Here is a 17,869-nt window from a genome sequence, read left to right on the forward strand (position 1 = left end):
GATGCCCCCTGAGCTGGAGGGTTTGCGCGCGCAGCTTGACTAGGTGACCTCGAGGTGGAGGGTGCCGGCTAGGGGGCGGACGGTGAGGGTGTGTGGTGGGCGGTTGACGGTGAGGGGGAGGCGGCTGGAGAGGAACGGTTCGCACTGGACGGCGTGGGAGGTGTCGTCGGGGAGGGTGGCGAAGAGGATCCATTCGGCCGGCTCCAACGCGGCGATTTCCACGACCGCGGCCCAGCCGTCGTCGGACACGGTCCGCCGGCATGCGACGTCGACGGGGTCGTCGGAGTCCGGCAGATACCGCCGCCAGCTGAAGTCGACGTCACCCCAGTCCGGCCCGCGCACCACCAACATGTTGCCTGCGGCAACCGCAGCGGTGGCGGTCATCCGGATCGGCGACTCGTGCAGGTTCACGTACCCGCCGGTCGACCGGGTCAGCATCACCGCGCGACCGCGCTCGGCATGCGACACCAGCCGGTCGCCCGCCGTCCACAGCAGCACCTGCTCGCGTCCCTCGGGCCCGCGGACCCGGAACGCACGCGTCGTCCGCTGACTGAACGGGTCGTCCGGGTTGACCTCGGCGAGGATCGGCCCGATCGGCAACCGCGCGGTGAAGTCCCGCCCGCGCACCTCGAGCGGCAACTCCTCCTCGCCACCCGACAGCGGCCGGCTGACGAACAACGACGGCTCGTCGAACGCCGACCGCCCGTGCAGGATCAACGCGTCCGGCGTCTGCTCGACCGACGTCAACCGGCACGGGTCCGACAGCCGCCGGATCGCGAACGCCCCGTCCTTGCCCGGACCGGGCTGGATCCAGTTCGTCGCGTCGATCCACGCGCCCGGCGGCCATCCCGGACTCCCGGCCTTCTGCCCGCGCAGCAGGTCGCGCCGCCGGATCCCGCCGACCCGCAGCCGTACGTCGAAGTGCGACGGGCCCGCCGTACACCTGGCCAGCAGCTCGCGGCTGACGCGGACCTCGAACCCCACCAGGTTTTCCGCGCCGCGCAGGTCCGTCGCCGGGAAACGCCGGACCGGAAGCCGGTGGCTGCGGCCCGCGATCACCAGATCGATCCGGAGGCTCGACGGTTTCGACTGCAGGTGCCGGATCTCGGCGGTGCCGCGGACCGACAGGTCGCCGTCGATCCAGGTCACCTCGCGCACGCCGGTCGCCATCGTCAGGTCGGTCTTGGTGAGCTGCAGATGGTCCTGCGCCGTGTCCGGTTCGAGCGCGACCTTGTGCAGGAGCGCGAGATCCCCGGCGCGCAACGCGTCGAACTGCAGCTGCGCGACCCGGGGCGAGTTCGCCAGCACGTCCGGGTCGAGCCGGTCGAGAAGCTCGGTGGTGAGCTCGACCAGGTGCTGCTCCTCCTCCGGCGGGACCGTCCCGAAGGCCGAGAGGATCGAGTGCAGGTCGATCTGCCGGAAGTGCGCGTGCACCCGCCGCCGGATATCCGGCTGCGCGTCCTCGACCTCGTCCAGCACCAGGCCGGCCGACACCACCCGGTCGCGGATGTTCGCGAGCTGGAACTTCTGCTGCGTGATCGAGTCGCCGGACTCGCGCTCGCGCCAGAAGTACACCGGCGCCGCGAGGGTGTCGACGGTGACCGCGTCGAGGTGCGCCTTGAGGGTGACCGGATAGTCCTCGTACCGGATCGCCGGGAAGCGGTAGCCGTACTCGTCCCAGAACGAGCGCCGGTACACCTTGTTCCACACCATCCGGTCCAGCACCAGCTGCGGTGTCTCGGAGATGTGCGTGGCCAGCCGGTCGGCGGTGAACGCCTGTGCGTGCAGCCACGACGGCCGGACGCCGTAACTGTTGTTGAACCGACGTGCGTTGCCGCCGGCGAAGTCGGAGCCGGTCCGGTCGAGCGCCCGGATCAGCAACCCGAATCCGTGCCGGGTGACCAGGTCGTCACTGTCGACGAACGTGACGTACTCACCCGTCGCGTGCTCGACGCCCGTGTTGCGTGCCGGGCCCAGGCCGGCGTTCTGCTGCTCGACGATCCGGAACCGGGAGTCGTGGACGCAGAACTCCTTCGCGATCACGGCACTGTCGTCCGGCGACCCGTCGTCGACCAGGATCGCCTCGAAGTCGCCGAAGGTCTGCCGCGCGATCGAGTCCAGGCAGTCCCCGATGTAAGCCCCCACGTTGTAGAACGGCACTACCACGCTCAGGCGCGGCCGCTTCACCGCTTCCGGATCCGGCGGGCGAGCTTGCGGGCGACGACCTTCGGCTTGCGGACCTGGGCCGCGTGGAAGATCACCCGCGAGACGGCGTACGTGCGGGAGTCGCGGATCCGGTCGTGCGCGGTGGTCAGCCGCTGGAGCTGGCCGCGGAGTTCGCGGATGCGGTTCTCCCGGGTCTTCATCGCCTTGTTGCGGAAGCCGAGCGTGCGCTCGAGGCCGTAGACGTGGCCCTTCAGCTCGAACAGCTCGTGCTTGACCCCTTCGGCTTCCGCGAGCGCGGTGCGGACGTCGACCGTGGTGCTGCCGGTCTCCAGTACGGCGGTCAGCGCGGCGGCCAGTTCCTTGCCCCGGGCAACCTGCTCCCCGGTGGCCGGGACGGTGTCGGGCGAGGTCGCCTGGGTCTGCTCGGGCGGCTCGACCCCGGACATCCCGAGCCACGCCGAGACGAGGTCGTCACCCACCATCCACGGCGGCCACGGGTGCCGCCGGTGCTGCCCCACCAACCGCTCGTGGAACCGCATCCAGGCCGCGGCCAGCAGGTCTTCCTTGTCGACGGCTTCCTCGGCCACCCAGCCGGACACACCGTGCGCGAAGGATTCGCCGTCGAAGATGACGTCGTCCCAGCGGACGATCACGCGGGAGGAGGTCACCCACTCCCCCAACTCCGCAGCCACCTTCCGGAAGCCAGGTACGTCCTCAGCAGCAGCCAGCCGGAGCAACACACTCTCCACCGACACACCGGAGGGGATCGCGCCAGGAACAACCGAAGCATCAAACGCCAGCAGCTCCACCCCATCGACCTCAGTGGGGCCGGCACCGACGGCTCCGCCGGCCAAGCCGGCGCCGCCAGAGCTGTCCAACGGGCCGGCGTCGGAAGAGCCGTCGGACGGGTTGGCGCTGGTCGGCGCCGCAGCCCCATCCGCGTGGGAGCGCGCGGCGCCGGGCGCCATCCCCGACGGCGCGGTTGTGGCTTCTGCTAGAGCGATGTCCCAGCCCGTCAGGGTCTGGGTGGCGGTGAGGACTGTCTCGGCTGTTTGGGCGTAGAGGTCGTGTGGGGGCTGTGCTCCTACAACAGCCAGCCAGCCGGTGGGAACGCCCGGCAGCAGGCCCGCTCGGGATGCTGTGTCCAGGCCCTCGGCGGCAGGTGAGAGCAGGGGGACGTCGAGGGAGTCGAGCGCGGCGCCGGCGAGGCGGGTGGGGAGTTCGCCGGGGCGGGAGGCGGCGGCGACGTCGGCGCGGACGTAGGTGCGGGACGCGAAGTCCGCGTACACCTCGGCCTGCCACGGGAGCGCGGCGCGCAGTTGGTCGACGGAGACCGGGCGGGTCGGGTCGTCGTGGAGCGGGCGCCACTCGTCGTCGCCGTGGCGCTCGTGCGCGGGCCTGCTGTCCAGCAGGTTGACCAGCGAGAACTCGTTTTCCAGCCCGAGGACGACGACCGCGCCCGGGCCGGCCAGTGCGCGCAGCGCCGCCAGGCGTGCGGTCCACGACAGGTCGGCGCTGTCGTACCCCAGCACCCGGTCCAGCCCGTCGCTCGCGATGATCACGTCGTACGGCTCGACCTGCAGCCCGTCCAGCGCGCCCGCGATCACCTGCAGGCACGGACCGAAGTCCTCGCCCAGCCGCTGTGCGTCGGCGACCGAGCGGACCAGGATCGTCACGTCCGCGGAGTGCGCGAGCACCGCCTCGACCAGCTGCGGAGCATGCGGCCCGAGGATCAGCGTCCGCCGGTTGGCGGGGACGACGTCGGCGAGCAGCGCGGCAAGCGCCGGCCGCGGCGTCGTGTGATCGGTCCAGGGCTGCATCTCGCCCCGGACCACCTGAACCTCAGACACGCTCTCTCCAATCGAACAGCGACCGCAGTTCCGCGGGCGGCATCATCCAGGGCCTGCCGAGCTCCAGGTCGGCGGTCGCCCGGGCGGCGTCCAGGTCGACGGTCTTTCCGAGCATTTCCGGCCAGAGCCGCTCGATCCGGCCCTGACCGCCGAACAGCGGGTTCTCGCCGTCCATCTCCATCGGGTCGCCGTACACGGCCGGTTCGCACCCGGCCGCGACGCCGTAGAAGATCGCCGTCGACAGCCGGTTCGCGGCCACCCGCTTGTGCTTGCGCAGCTCGGCCAGCTGCTTGAACAGGAACCGCCGGTCGGTCCCCTCGTACGAGAAGCCGCGGCGCCCGAACGACACCACCCGGAAGCCCGCGTCCTCGTAGAACCCGCGCACCTCGGGCCGGTCGTACTCGGTGTAGTACAGGCTGAACGTCACCGGGCCGGGCTCGGTCTCGCGGATCTCGTCGATCAGCCGCTGGTGGTCGCCGTGGATCTTGCCGCCCTCCCATCCGTGGAAGAGGAACCACAGCGTTCCCTCGCGCTCGACCGGCTCCGCGGGCTCCGGCTCGAGCTCCGTCAGGTACAGGAACGGGGCGCCGATGCTGTGGTAGTTCCGCCGGCCGAGCGCGTGCCCGCGGCGTCTGGGCGCGTCGCTCCAGGTGAACCGCCAGGCGCCGTCGTAGAACTCGTGCACCGGGTTCCACCCGCAGCCGATGTTCCACCCGTGCTGCAGGTACCCCCGCAGCCGCGGCGGGTGGTCGAAATCGAACCCGGCGTACCGCGACAGGATGTGCGTCTGGCCGTAGTAGTGGTTGTGGTGATGCATCAGCGCACCTCGACATGCAGAGTGCCGGCGTGGGGTCGGACGGCGAGCGCGTGGCTCTCGTGAGTGATTGCCAACGGCAACCGGCTGCACAGGAACGGCTCACACTGGACGGCGTGCGCGGTCCCGTCCGCGGATGTTGCGAAGAGGATCCAGTCGGCGAGCGCCGCCAGCGGGTCGACGGAGACCTGCACCGCGGTCACCGGGATCAGCGCGGCGACGTCGACCGTGGCGGACCAGCCGTCCGCGGTCCGGGTCCGGCGGCAGGCGACGTCGAGGTGCTCGTCGGAGTCGGCCAGATACCGCCGCCAGCTGAACGTCACGTCGCTGTTCTCCGAGCCGCTCACCACCAGCGTGTCGCCGTCGATCACAGCGCGGCCGGCGGTCGTGCGGATCGGTGACTCGTGCAGGTTCACGTAGCCGCCGGTCGAGCGGGTGAGTGTGACCACCCGCTCGTCCACAACCCGCGACACCGCCGCGTCGCCCGCGGTCCACAACAGCACGCGCTGCTGGCCCTCGGGCCCGCGGACGCGGAACACCCGCGTCGTGCGTTGGCCGAAGGGGTCGTCGTGGTTCGCCGCGGCGAGGATGTCCCGCACCGGCACCCGCGCGGTGAAGTCACGCCCGTCGATCTCCAGCGGGATCTCTGCCTCGCCACCGACGACCGGCCGGCTCAGGTACAGCTCCGGGTCGTCGAACGACGCCGTGCCATGCAGCACCAGCTCGTCGCCGGTCTGCTCGACCGAGGTCAGCCGGCACGGATCCGTCAGCCGCCGCAGCGAGAACCAGCCGCGCGTCCCGGGCCCGGGCTGGATCCAGTTCGCCGGGTCGATCCAGGCGCCGGGCGGCCACCCGGGGCTCCCCGGCCCCTGACCGCCGAGCATGCCCTTCCGCTCGCGCCGTCCCGACCGCATCCGCACCTCGAAGTGCGCCGGTGCGCCCGTGCACTGGCCGAGCACGTCCTGGTCGAGCAGCACCTCGAACCCGACGAGTGTCTTGTCACCGTGCAGGTCCAACGCGTCGTACCGACGGACGTCCAGCGGGTACGTCGTCTTGCCGACGGTGAGTGCGATCTCGAGGGTCGACGTACGTAACGTCTCCAGGTGACGGATCTCGGCGGTGCCCTTGACCGACAGCTTGCCGTCGATCCAGCTGACCTCGCGGACGCTCGTCGCGAGCGTCAGATCCTGGTCGCGCAGCTTGTACAGCGCCTGGGGCACGACGGGCTCACCGAGCCCCGGATAGTTGTACTCGAGCCGCCAGGCCCGCTGCACGGCGCGCGCCCCGCCGCGGAGGCCGCCCGAGTTCCGGAAGACGGCGAGGCGCCGGAGCAACTCGACGTCGCCGGAGCGCAGCGCCGCGTGCTGGATCCGGTCGTACCGGTGGGTGGCCGCCAGGACGTCCTTGTCGAGCCGGCCGAGCAGCTCGCGGGACAGGTCGACGAGCGCCTGCTCGTCCTCGGGCGGGACCGTGCCGAACGCGGACATCAGCGTGAGGACGTCGATCTGCGCCAGGTGCGCGTGCGTCCGCCGGCGGACCACCGGTACGGCGTCCTCGACGAGGTCGATCACCATCCCGGCCGACGTCACCCGGTCCCGGATGTTGCCGAGCTGGAACTTCTGCTGCGTGATCGACTCGCCGGACTCCCGCTCGCGCCAGTAGTAGACGGCCTGCGTGATGGTGTCCACGGTGACCGCGTCCAGATGCGCCTTGAGCGCGACCGGATAGTCCTCGTAGCGGATCGGCGGGAACGTGTAGCCGTGCTCGGTCCAGAACGACCGGCGGTAGACCTTGTTCCAGAGCATCCGGTCCAGGACCAGATCGGGGAACTCGGTGACGTGCGTCGCGTGCCGGACCCGCGCGAACGGCTGCTTGTGCAGCCACGACGGCCGGACCCCGAAGCTGTTGTTGAACCGCCGCGCGTTGCCGCCGGCGAAGTCCGAGCCGGTGCGGTCGAGGGTCCGGACCAGGGCGGCGAAGCCGTACCGCGAGACCAGGTCGTCGCCGTCGACGAACGCCAGGTACTCACCGGTGGCCTCGCGGATCCCGGCGTCCCGGGCCGGACCGGGGCCGGCGTTGTCCTGCTGGATCAGCCGGAACCGCGGGTCCCGGGTGCAGAACTCCTTCGCGACGACAGCGCTGTCGTCGGGCGAGCCGTCGTCGACGAGGATCGCCTCGAAGTCGGACCACGCCTGCCGCGCGATCGAGTCCAGGCAGTCACCGAGATACTCGCCGACGCCGTAGAAGGGCACCACAACGCTCAACCGCGGCGTCACTCCGGTGTGCCCTCCCTCGCGGTCGCCAAGATCGATGCGGCGGCAAAGATCTACGTAGCGGCAACGAGGTGGACCGTCAGGAGGTTATGCACAGGTTCGAACCCGTACCGGGACCAGATCCGCTGGATGCCGATCTGATGCGCCTGGGTGCTGACGACCAGGCGCCGCGTCGTACAGGTGTCCTCGATCGCGGCCAGCAGGTGACCGTACCGGCCGCGGCCCTGCTCGGCCGGCACGACGCCGGCCAGCTGGATCTCGGTCCACGAGCGCTGCTCGTCGACGGCCGCCAGCGCCAGCACCCGCCGGTCCGGGCCGCGCAGGACGACGGCGCCCGCCACGCCGATCCGCCGCCGGGCCCACTCCTGCCGGCCGGCCAGCGCGAGCGCCCGGTCGAACACGGGGTCGGCGCAGTAGTGGTTGCCGGAGTCGCCGAAGACGTCCGCGACCAGGTCGTCCACCAGGTCGTCGTCGACCTCCGGCTCGAGCTGCGCGGTGAAACCGGCCAGCGGCGCGGGCCTGCGGCCCTTGCCCACGGGCAGCGCCCAGCCGGTGACCGTGTCGGCCAGCAGCGCCCGGCGCGGGCCGGCCGCGAGCGCTGCGAACCAGGTGGTCTCGCGCGCCGGGTAGCGCAACACGATGACGTCGGCCGTCGACTTCTCGACCGCGGCCAGCACGTCGGCGAGCGGCGTCCCGGCCGAGGCGGACACCGACATCCGGTCGATCGAGACCCCGAACCGCTTCGCCGCATCCACGGACGGCCGCACGGTCAGCTCACCGGTCTCCAGCGCGTCGTACCAACTCATAGGCCGTCGAGCTTAGGCCATCGCCGGCCTCCCGGCTTCACGGGGAGTGACACGTTGCATTCGTGGCGCGACTGATTTCACATTACTGTTACGACATGCGCGCGAAAGCGAGGCGGCGGGGGCCGCGGACCGCGGGGCCTTCGCTGTCCGGTCTGGTCGCCGGGCTCTCGGTCGTGGTGCTGGCGATCGTCCTGCTCGCGCTGCAGGCGACGGTCTTCGAGGTCGTCCGGTTCGTGCTGTTCACAGCGATCGCGGTCGCGCTGCCCGGGTTCGCGCTCTGGCGGCTGATCGGCGGATACGGACGCAACCTCGTGGAGGACCTCTCCGCCGGGTTCGCGGTCGGGACGGCGGGCCAGGTTCTGGTCTACCTGGCGAGCGCGTCCATCGGGCTGCAGGCGTGGTCGTGGGTCTGGGCCCCGGTCGTCCTAGTGATCGCATTCGTGGACAGCGACGCCCGAGCCCGGGTGTGGCGGCGGGTCGAGCGACCGGTGCGTCCGGCGCAGGCCTGGCTGCTCGCCGCGTCGACCGCGGTCGTGCTGCTGATCGTGTACCGGCGTGGGCCGGGTCAGTTCCTGCCGGCGTACACCGATCCGCTCCGCGCCTATCCCGACCTCGCCTTCCAGCAGGCTCTCGCGGCGAGCGCGAAGTACGACGTACCGATCTCGACGCTGTGGCTCGGCGGCGAGCCGATGAAGTACCACACGTTCTTCCACCAGGCGACCGCCGCGACCCAGTGGGGGACGCGGATCGACCTGACCGATCTGATTCATGCGCTGAGCTGGTTGCCGCTGTTCCTCGCGGGCTGCGGGCTGGTGTTCGCGCTGACCAGCCGCTTGGCGCCGACCTCCGAGTCCGGTGCCACGTGGGCCGGGCCGCTGGCGGTGTTCGTCGCCGGGATCGGTGGCGCCGTGCAGCCGCTCGCGAGCGCCGGGCTGGGCGGGATCTCGACCGCCGTGGCCGCGTACCTGAGCCCGACGCAGAACCTCGGGGTCCTGATCACGCTGGCGTTCTGCGTGGTGGCGATGGACCTGCTGCGGGCCGACGGCAGACCGCGGAGCCGGTGGGTGCTGCTCGTCCTGCTCGCGTTGATCGCGGCCGGGTCGAAGTCGACGATCCTGCCGTTGGTCGGCATCGGTTTCGCCTTCGCGTTCCTGCACCTGGGGCTGGCGCGGAAGAGCACGCGGCCGGCGTTCCTCGGCGGATTGCTGTCGCTCGCGGTGTTCGTGGCCGCGTTGATCGCGATCTTCGGCGGCAGCACCTGGGGGACGCGGATCAAGCCGTTCGAGACGTTCGTCCAGCTGGCGCCGTACCCGATGCTGGTGTCGAACCCGCACGCCCAGTTGTTGTCCGGGGCAACGACTCTGCTGAGCTGGGCGCTGGCCGCGTCGGGGCTGTTCTTCCTCGGCCGGCGGTGGCGCGACACCGGTGCGGTGTTCCTCGCCGGGGTCGCGGTCGCCGGGCTACTGGGCACGGTGCTGACGACCCAGTCGGGGGTCAGCCAGCTGTACTTCCTGCGCACGGCCTTCCCGGTCGTCGCCGTACTCGCGGCTGTCGGCCTGGCGAACCTGGTGGGGCGGCTCGGGGACCGGCGGGCCGTGGTGCTCGTCGGCGTTGCCGGGCTTGGCGGCCTGATCGCGCTGGCGGTTGCGCGCTCGCAGTCGACCGACCTGCGCGGCATCAAGGGCCCGTGGGTGTGGACCGCTGTTGCCGTGGCGGCTGTCGCAGTGCTGGTGGCTGTCGGCTGGAAACTGGCCCGGCGACCGGGGAGCTTCCTCGTCGCCTTGGTCGGTGCGGCCGTCGCGGCTTGCATGATCGGCGCGGCCCTCGTCCCGCTGCAGGGATTCGTGTCGGACAAGGCCTCGAACCTGGTCTTCGCCCATCCGTTCCGCGGCGGCGCGACGGCGGCCGAGGCGGGCGCGGCACAGTGGCTGCGGCGGAACAGCGCGCCGGGCGACCTGGTCGCGACGAACGCGCACTGCATCATCGAACGCGACGGCCTGTGCGACAGCCGGCACTTCTGGCTCGCCGCGCTGTCCGAGCGACCGGTGCTGATCGAGGGCTGGTCGTACTCCAACCAGGCGAACCGGATCGCCCTCGAGAACGACGGCAACCCGAGTCTCATCCCGTACTGGAACCGCGAGGAGCTGATCGCCAACGACCTCGCGTTCAAGGCGCCCACACCCGCCGCGATCGAGCGACTGCGGCAGGCCGGGGTGCGCTGGCTGTACGCCGACAACAGGGCCGGCACAGTGTCGCCGGCGCTCCGGAACTACGTCCGCCTACGGCACGCCACGCTGGACGCGACGATCTACGAGCTCAGGTGAGACCCAGCAGCGCGTCGGCGACTCGCTCACGCCCGCGGCCGTCGACCAGCTGCCAGCCTGCTCTCGCCAACCGGCCACGCTCAGCCGGATCGCTGAGCAACCGCTTGAGCACCTGGTCCGCCGACGAACTGTCCTGCTGCAACGCGCTCAACAAGCCGAGCCCGGCGGCCGCGCCGGTGTCGACAGCACGCTCGTAGCCCATGACCTGGTTGTCGACCACGCACACCAGCGCCGCGGTCGCCCCGAGGCAGAGCAGCTCCCAGGTCGACGTACCCGAGGCGCTGATGGTCAGATCGGCCTCGCGGACGCGAGACGCCAGCTGATCCGTCGGCCCGATGACGTCGAGCCGCTGGTTCGGCTGCAGCTCGACCGCGGCGAGCTGCGCGGCCAGATCCGGCGCCGGCGCGACCACGGTGGCCTCGAACGGCAGACCGGTCGCCGCCAGGGCGCGGGCGACGTACGGCCCGGCGCCGAACGCGTCCGTGCCGCCGAAGAACGCGAACACCCGCGGTACGACGCTGGGACGGTCATCCGGCGGGGCGGCGGGCCGGTGGTCGAGGATCTCGTCGCGGATCATCACGTACCGCAGGCCGGCGAGACGGACGGCATCCCGCGGCAGGTCCGGGTGGTGGAGCTCGGCGGCCAGGTTCTGGTCGACCAGCACGTCCGCCGCGGCGCCGCGGAAGTCGCCGTCGACGATCGCGAGCGTCGGGAGGCACGCCCTGACCGCCGGATAGACCGACGCGTCGAGGTCGTAGGAGTCGAAGACGACCCCGTCGAGCTTCAGCCGATTGAAGAGCTCCACGTGTTCGTCGGGGCTCCACACGGCGCGCTCGACCGGGATCCCGCGGGCGGCGATCTGCTCCGCCGCCCACGGCACGGTGTGCGCGTCGCACACGAACACCAACTCGGCCCCGCGCCGCCGTACCTCCTCCGCGAGAGCCAGGCAGCGCATCACATGCCCGATCCCCCGGCCCGGCCCGACATCACACCGCACCCCGACGCGTTTCACGCCGCCCAGCGTACGTTTGATGATGCGGTGCTGAGACGGTGGATTGAGGAGGCCCGGAATCGGGCAGCTATTGTTTCGAGGTCCGCACCGCGTGTGTGCGGTTCGGAACTGTCCGTCAGAAGGGTCCCGCTCGCGTGTCAATTCTTACCGGCTCCGACATCCTGGTCACCGGAGGTACCGGGTCGTTCGGCCGGAGCTTCGTACGGCACGCGCTGACCCATCTGAACCCGCGGCGGATCATCGTCTTCAGCCGCGACGAGCTGAAGCAGTGGGAGGTCCGGCAGTCGTTCGGCGACGACCCGCGGCTGCGGTTCTTCATCGGTGACATCCGCGACCGCGCCCGGCTGAACCGGGCCATGCACAAGGTCGACTACGTCGTCCACGCGGCCGCGCTGAAGCAGGTGGACAGCGGCGAGTACAACCCGTGGGAGTTCGTCCAGACCAACGTGGTCGGCTCGCAGAACGTCATCGAGGCGGCCATCGACTCCGGCGTGAAGCGGGTCGTGGCGCTGTCCACGGACAAGGCGTCCAGCCCGATCAACCTGTACGGCGCGACCAAGCTCACCGCGGACAAGCTGTTCATCAACGGCAACCACTACGCGGCCGCGTACGAGACCCGCTTCAGCGTCGTCCGGTACGGCAACGTGATGGGCAGCCGGGGTTCGATCATCCCGAAGTTCCGCGCGCTGCACCTGAGCGGCCAGCCGCTGCCGATCACCGACCTGCGCTGCACCCGGTTCCTGATCACGCTGCCCGAGGCGGTCGAGTTCGTGGTCGACTCGTTCGACCTGATGACCGGCGGCGAGCTGTACGTGCCGCGGATCCCGTCGATGAAGGTGACCGACCTGGCCGAGGCGATCGCGCCCGGCGCGGCCATGCACGACGTCGGCCTGCGCCCCGGCGAGAAGCTGCACGAGGAAATGATCAGTCCGGAGGAAGGCCGCCGTGCGCTCGCGCTCGGCAACCGCTTCGTGCTCCAGCCGGATCTCGCCACCTGGGGTTACCAGCCGCCGGCCGACGGGACGCCCGTGCCGGACGGCTTCCACTACGCCTCCGACACCAACGACCAGTGGTACTCGATCGAGGAGATCCGCAAGATCCTCGAGAGCGACGTCTGACGTGTTGCCGTACGGGCGCCAGTCGATCGCGGAGGAGGACATCGAGGCGGTCAGCGCCGTACTGCGCGGCGACTGGCTGACCACCGGTCCCGCGGTCACCGCGTTCGAGCAGGCGATCTCCGAACTGGCCGGCGGCCACCGCGCGGTGAGCTGTACGTCGGGTACGGCGGCGCTCCACATCGCCTACGCCGCACTCGGCCTCGGCCCCGGCGACGAGGTCGTCACCACCCCGATGACCTTCGTGGCGACCGCCTCCTGCGCCGCGATGCTCGGCGCGAAGGTCGTCTTCGCCGACATCCAGGAGGACACCGCCCTCCTCGACCCTGATGCTGTCGCCGCCGCCCTCACCCCGCAGACCAAGGTCATCGCCGCGGTCGACTATGCCGGTCAAGCCGCCGACTACCCGGCGCTGCAGACCCTGGCCGATCGAGTGGGCGCTCGCACACTGGCCGACGCGGCGCATTCCGTCGGCGGTTCGGCGTACGGCCACCCGGTCGGCGACCTCGCCGACGTCACCACGATGTCCTTCTTCCCGACGAAGAACCTGACCACCGGCGAGGGCGGCGCGGTCGTTTGCAAGGACCCGGCCGTGGCCCAACGCGCCCACGAGTTCCACTTCATCGGTCTGGTCCGCGACCCGTCCCGCTTCGAACTCACCGACGAAGGGCCCTGGCACCAGGAAGTCCACGAGTACGGCGTGAACTACCGCCTGACCGACCTCGGAGCCGCGCTCGGCCTGTCCCAGCTGCGCCGGCTCGCCGAGTTCAAGCGCCGCCGGGCGGAGATCACTGCGCGCTACAACGCGGCGTTCGCCGACGTGGACGGCCTGCGGACGCCGGTGCAGCGGGCCGGCGTCGACCCGATGTGGCACCTGTACCCGGTCCGCGTGCTCGGCGGCCGGCGCCGCGAGGTCTTCGAGGCGATGCGCGCGGCGGGGATCGGCGTCCAGGTCAACTACATCCCGGTCTACTGGCACCCGGTCTTCGCCCACCAGGGCTACCGGCGCGGCCAGTGCCCGAACGCCGAACGCTTCTACGCCGAGGAACTCTCCCTCCCGCTCTTCCCGGACCTCACCGACAGTGACGTCGACCGGGTGATCGAAACACTCTTGAACCTGATTGGCTAACTTGACGTCCTCCGGGTCCTCGGGAGCCCGGATTCCAGCCCAGCTACGGGGAGGCAGCAGGTTGAGGTTCACGCTTCGCAGAGACACTGGTCTCTCGGCGTGCAATCACGGCCCGTCCGGCCGCGATGTTGCGGGCCGCATTCACATCCGCGTTGAGCTGATATCGGCAGACGACGCAGCGGAAGATCGCTTGGCTCTCGCGACTTTCCGGCGCGCAGTGCCCACAGAGACTGCAGATCAACGATGTGTATGCAGGACTCACTTTCTCGACGCGCCCAGGCGCCTTCTGCTCCAGCCGAGCCACCAACTTGCCCCAACCGCTGGCGAGGATACTTCGATTCAGTCCGGCCTTTCGGCGCACATGTCGACCGGGCTGCTCGATCGTGCCCCTCGCCGACGTCGTCATCGCACGGATCTTGAGGTCCTCGACCCGGATCACGTCGAACCGCCGCGCGAGATCGGTGGTCGTGTGCTCGACCCAGTTCGTCCGGCGGTCCACTTCGCGGGCCCTGAGCCGAGCGATGGCCGCCTTGATCTTTGCGTGCCGACTTCCGCCTCGTGTCGAGCGAGCGAGACCGCGTTGCAACTGCTCCACGCGCGCCCGTTCCCGCCTCGTGAGCCCGGGGCAGGACAACAGTTCCCCAGTGGACAGGGCAGCCGACACCACGGTGCCTCTGTCGATTCCGACAACCCCACCGGTACCCGGACCCGTAACCTGGCGCGGGATGGCGGCAAACGCGATGTGCCAGCGGCCGACCCGGTCCAGCGTGATCCGGTACGACTTCGCCGCCGGCAGCGCCCGGGTCAACCGAAACCTCACCCATCCGACCTTCGGGACGAGCACCCGTCCCCATTTCCGGTTCAGCTTCTCAACCCGCTGAGCCGCCGGGCCGACGATGCGGAAACCTTCGTGCACGCCCGCCCTTCGCCACGTCGGTCGCCGATTCGCGCCGTCGAAGTACCTCTTCCTGGCCTGGTCGAAATCCCGGAGGGCCTGCTGTTGCACGGTCTGCGAGCCCTCCGCGAGCCAGGCTTCCGCCACGCGCGCTTCGGTCAATTGACGGCACTGCTCAACGAAACCTGGCGTGGGACCCCGCTCCCGAACCCACATACCCCACTGCTCCAGCGCAAGGTTCCACAGGTATCTGGCATGCTCACAGTGTTTGAGCAGCCCATCAACCTGTTTCATGGTGGGGTTCAGGCGGTAACGACTCACAGAAGGCACCATTCCATGCACCACCGACAAATCCTGAGGCGTCGCTCGACCGCCCGGATTCCACTCGACTCTGAGCGACTCGGCATCTCCGGAGGCCGGCGGTGACCCGATCGAACCTGATCGGCGGGGAGATGCTCAACTGGTCGGATCTGCGGCCGGGCGACGCCCGTCCGGCGGCTGCCGGACCCGCGGCCGCGGCACTCCTGGCCGCCAGCCTTACCGCCGATGACGCCGTCCTGCTCGCCGGTCCGCACGCCGTCGAGCTGGTGTCGGCTGTCGCCTCCCAGGTGGCGTCCGCCGATCTGCTGGTCCGCTCCGCGCCGGACGCGGAGGAACTCGCCGAACTGCTCGACGGCGTCAAGGGGCAGGTCTTCTGCGGCTCCGTCGACCGCTTCGCCGCCGCGGAAGGTGAGTCGTACGACGTGATCGTGGCGCTGGACGGATTGGAGCGGCTGGTCGGACCCGACACGGCGAACTTCCCGTGGGCGGACGCGCTGGACCGCCTCCGCGGCCGGCTCCGGCCCGGCGGGCGACTACTGCTCGGTGCCACCAACACCTTCGGGTTCGACCGACTGATCCAGCCGGACATCACCGCCGCGCTTCCGCGCGACGAGGACTGGGCCCGGGACACCGCGGACCGCGCCCCAGCCGGCCTCAAGCCGCTGCTGACGGCCCTCCAAGCAGCCGGCTTCAACACCGCCGAACCCACCGGTGTCGCCAGGACGCCGGTGATCGCCGAGGACGCCGGGACCACGTGGGTCGCCGGGACCACCGCGGACGCCGCGCAGGTGTGGGGGCGGGCGTATGCGGTCTTTCCGTCGCTGGTTCGGGCCGAGGTCGCGGTCAGCTCGGTCGAGGGATTCGCGGCGGTGGTCGCAGCGCGGGCCGTTGCTGCGTGCAACGAAGGTCCCGTGCTGATGGATCCTTACCGGGTGGTACTCGACGCGGCTGCAGCGGAGCTCGCGTTCGAGCTCGCGCCTGCGTGGTACTTCTTGGTCGGCGCCGAGGGACCTGCCGTCCTGCCCGAAGGCGTCGTACCCGCAGGCGAAGGTGTTCTGCTGGAGGAGCACCTTCTGCTGGCCCTGCGCGCTGACGACCAGGCCGAGCTTCGGCGGGTGATTCCCGGCTACGTGGCTTGGTTGGGTGCGGGCGGTGCGGGCTCGCCGGACAACGTGATCTTCGACGGGTCGACGTACCGGCTGTTCGGGGAGCCGCAGGAGCTGGACGTCGTCGAGCACCTTCGGCGGTTCGCACAGCGCACGCTGGAAGGTGGCTCGCGGCAACCATGGCCCGCGGCCGCCGACTCACACGCGTTGACGGGACGGCTCGCGGCGATGGCCGGGATCACCGTGCCGGAGCAGGAGTTCAGCCCGGAAGAGGTGATCCGCCCGCGCGGCAGCGCCGAGCAGCTCGCCACGGTTGCCCGCCTCGCCGACGAACTCGCGCACGCCAGCGCCCGCGCGATCCTCTTCGAGGGCACGGTCAGCGGAATCCGCCGGTCCCGGCCGTACCGTGTCGGTCACGCGGTCATGAACCCCGCCCGGGTGATCCGCCGTCGGCTCGAGCGGGTCCTGCGGAAGGTCCGGCGGCGCTGATGCACCACGCCAACCACTTCTACGGCCACGCCAACATCATGGCGACGTACGCCGGCCTCCCGGAACCGCCGCGCATCTGGGGTTACCTGCAGCACGGCTGGAACATCCTCGACGGTTTCGCGCACGGCACGAACTTCGCGCCCGGGATGCCGAAGTTCGTCTGGTCCGACAGCGTCCGCCGCCGCGGCCACGCGCTGGGCCTGCGCAACTACTCGGTGATCGGCTCGGTCTGGCTGTACCTGCTGCGCACCCACCCCGAGCTGGCGACCCCGGAGAAGCGGGCCAAGGGCACCATCTTCTACCCGTTCCACGGCTGGGAGGGCCAGCATGTGCTCGGCGACCACGGCCGGATCGTTGCCTCGATCAACGAGCACGAGACCGGCCCGGTGACCGTCTGCCTGTACTGGAACGAATACGAGAAGCCCGCGATCCGCAACGTCTACAAGGACGCCGGGTTCCGGGTCATCACGCACGGCTACCGCGGCCTGCACTGGCGGCGTACCGACGCCAAGTTCCTGCTCAAGCAACTGCGCGAGCTGCGCAGGCACGAGCGGGTCGCCTCCAACCGGCTCAGCTCCGCCGTTCTGTACGGCGCCTCGCTCGGGCTGGGCGCCGGGGTCTACGGTGATCCCATGGTGCTGGAGAACGAGCACCCGTCGTTCGGCGGTCAGGCGCGGATCAAGCGCCTGTGGCCGGAGATGGACCAGCCGTACGTACCGGCCGCGGTCGCCCGTGAGTTCACCGACACCGAACTGGGCGTCGACCACGTCGCCGGACCCGCAGAAATCCGGGAGATGTTCCGATGGAACAGCTGAAGATCGGCATCGTCACACAGGTCCGCGTGACCAGTACACGGCTGCCGGCCAAGGTCCTGCTGGCCGTCGCCGGCCGCTCGTACCTCGAGCACCACCTCGACCGGCTGGGCCGCACCGGCCTGCCGGTGATCGTCGCGACCACCACGAACTTCAACGACGACCTGGTCGCCCAGCTGTGCGCGGAGCTGGGCATCCCGGTGTTCCGCGGCAGCGAGGACGACGTCCTCAGCCGGTTCGCCGGCGCCGCCCGCGAGCACGACCTGGACGCCCTCGTCCGGGTCACCTCCGACTGCCCGCTGATCGATCCGGAGATCGTTGCCGCGGGCGTCGATCGGTGGCGCGCCGAGAACGACCCCGACCTGTACATCTCGAACTGTCTCGAGCGAACCTACCCGCGCGGTATGGACTTCGAGATCTTCTCGACCGCCCGGCTGTACGACGCGGAGGCGAAGGCCACGCTCAAGGCGGACCGCGAGCACGTCACGCCGTACCTGCACCAGAACCGGTCCGGCGAGATGCGCCTGCTGAACCTGCCCTGGTCCGGCGGTGGAGCGCAGTACCGGCTGACCCTCGACACCGCGGACGACTGGAAGTTGCTCGACGCCCTCATCGAGGACTTCGACGCGACCCGGCTGGGCTGCGCCGAGCTGGTCGCGATCCTGGACGAGCACCCGGAGCTGGCCGCGCTGAACGCGCACATCGAACAGAAGAAACTCGGCGAGTAGCAGGCTTCCCGCTGTCTGCTACGGCATGA

General features: G+C 70.4%; 13 protein-coding genes. 6 read left to right on the forward strand and 7 right to left on the reverse strand.

Going from position 1 to position 17,869, the window contains the following annotated elements; genetic code table 11:
- Window positions 1-39: 39 nt before the first annotated feature.
- The 5 genes from ABZW60_RS08080 to ABZW60_RS08100 form a co-directional block, all read right to left on the reverse strand.
- The gene (locus ABZW60_RS08080) at window positions 40-2,187 is read right to left on the reverse strand and encodes a glycosyltransferase (RefSeq protein ID WP_355475018.1); all 2,148 of its coding nucleotides are present in this window, start codon (window positions 2,185-2,187) and stop codon (window positions 40-42) included.
- A complete protein-coding gene (locus ABZW60_RS08085) occupies window positions 2,184-4,016 on the reverse strand; it encodes a hypothetical protein (protein WP_355475019.1) in 1,833 nt (610 codons plus the stop codon). Before ABZW60_RS08085 ends, ABZW60_RS08080 begins: the two co-directional genes overlap by 4 nt.
- Complete coding sequence (locus ABZW60_RS08090; protein ID WP_355475020.1) at window positions 4,009-4,833, reverse strand: hypothetical protein; 825 nt, start codon at window positions 4,831-4,833, stop codon at window positions 4,009-4,011. Before ABZW60_RS08090 ends, ABZW60_RS08085 begins: the two co-directional genes overlap by 8 nt.
- Entirely contained in the window at window positions 4,833-7,094 is a 2,262-nt protein-coding gene (locus ABZW60_RS08095) for a glycosyltransferase family 2 protein (RefSeq protein ID WP_355475021.1), read from the reverse strand. Before ABZW60_RS08095 ends, ABZW60_RS08090 begins: the two co-directional genes overlap by 1 nt.
- Window positions 7,095-7,156: 62 nt before the next feature.
- Entirely contained in the window at window positions 7,157-7,909 is a 753-nt protein-coding gene (locus ABZW60_RS08100) for an N-acetyltransferase (RefSeq protein ID WP_355475022.1), read from the reverse strand.
- A gap of 95 nt (window positions 7,910-8,004) precedes the next feature.
- On the opposite strand from ABZW60_RS08100, the gene ABZW60_RS08105 reads away from it, so the two are divergent.
- Window positions 8,005-10,233 (forward strand): hypothetical protein, encoded by a 2,229-nt coding sequence (locus ABZW60_RS08105; protein WP_355475023.1) that lies wholly within the window; start codon window positions 8,005-8,007, stop codon window positions 10,231-10,233.
- Here ABZW60_RS08105 and ABZW60_RS08110 read toward each other — a convergent pair.
- Window positions 10,226-11,245, reverse strand: coding sequence for a spore coat protein (locus ABZW60_RS08110; protein ID WP_355475024.1), 1,020 nt, complete (start codon window positions 11,243-11,245; stop codon window positions 10,226-10,228). The genes ABZW60_RS08105 and ABZW60_RS08110 overlap by 8 nt on opposite strands.
- 134 nt (window positions 11,246-11,379) lie before the next feature.
- Between ABZW60_RS08110 and pseB the strand changes: the two genes are divergently transcribed.
- Both pseB and pseC read left to right on the forward strand, forming a co-directional pair.
- Window positions 11,380-12,363 carry a UDP-N-acetylglucosamine 4,6-dehydratase (inverting) gene (gene pseB / locus ABZW60_RS08115; RefSeq protein WP_355475025.1) on the forward strand — a complete coding sequence of 328 codons (984 nt, stop codon included), beginning with the start codon at window positions 11,380-11,382 and terminating at the stop codon, window positions 12,361-12,363.
- 1 nt (window position 12,364) lies between these two features.
- Window positions 12,365-13,489: a UDP-4-amino-4,6-dideoxy-N-acetyl-beta-L-altrosamine transaminase gene (gene pseC / locus ABZW60_RS08120; protein WP_355475026.1), complete on the forward strand. Its 1,125-nt coding sequence runs from the start codon at window positions 12,365-12,367 to the stop codon at window positions 13,487-13,489.
- A gap of 43 nt (window positions 13,490-13,532) precedes the next feature.
- Here the strand turns inward: pseC and ABZW60_RS08125 are convergent, their stop codons facing one another.
- Window positions 13,533-14,705 carry a transposase gene (locus tag ABZW60_RS08125; RefSeq protein ID WP_355475027.1) on the reverse strand — a complete coding sequence of 391 codons (1,173 nt, stop codon included), beginning with the start codon at window positions 14,703-14,705 and terminating at the stop codon, window positions 13,533-13,535.
- Window positions 14,706-14,806: 101 nt separating this feature from the next.
- On the opposite strand from ABZW60_RS08125, the gene ABZW60_RS08130 reads away from it, so the two are divergent.
- From ABZW60_RS08130 to ABZW60_RS08140, 3 genes are read left to right on the forward strand one after another with little or no spacing between them, the layout of a single operon-like run.
- The gene (locus ABZW60_RS08130; protein ID WP_355475028.1) at window positions 14,807-16,300 is read left to right on the forward strand and encodes a class I SAM-dependent methyltransferase; all 1,494 of its coding nucleotides are present in this window, start codon (window positions 14,807-14,809) and stop codon (window positions 16,298-16,300) included.
- Window positions 16,300-17,115, forward strand: a complete 816-nt coding sequence (locus ABZW60_RS08135; protein WP_355475029.1) for a hypothetical protein — start codon at window positions 16,300-16,302, stop codon at window positions 17,113-17,115. The genes ABZW60_RS08130 and ABZW60_RS08135 overlap by 1 nt, the downstream gene beginning before the upstream one ends.
- Window positions 17,103-17,840, forward strand: coding sequence for a glycosyltransferase family protein (locus ABZW60_RS08140; protein ID WP_355475030.1), 738 nt, complete (start codon window positions 17,103-17,105; stop codon window positions 17,838-17,840). Before ABZW60_RS08135 ends, ABZW60_RS08140 begins: the two co-directional genes overlap by 13 nt.
- Window positions 17,841-17,869 lie beyond the last annotated feature (29 nt).

The organism is Kribbella sp. NPDC003557 (assembly GCF_040610805.1).
GTDB lineage: Bacteria > Actinomycetota > Actinomycetes > Propionibacteriales > Kribbellaceae > Kribbella.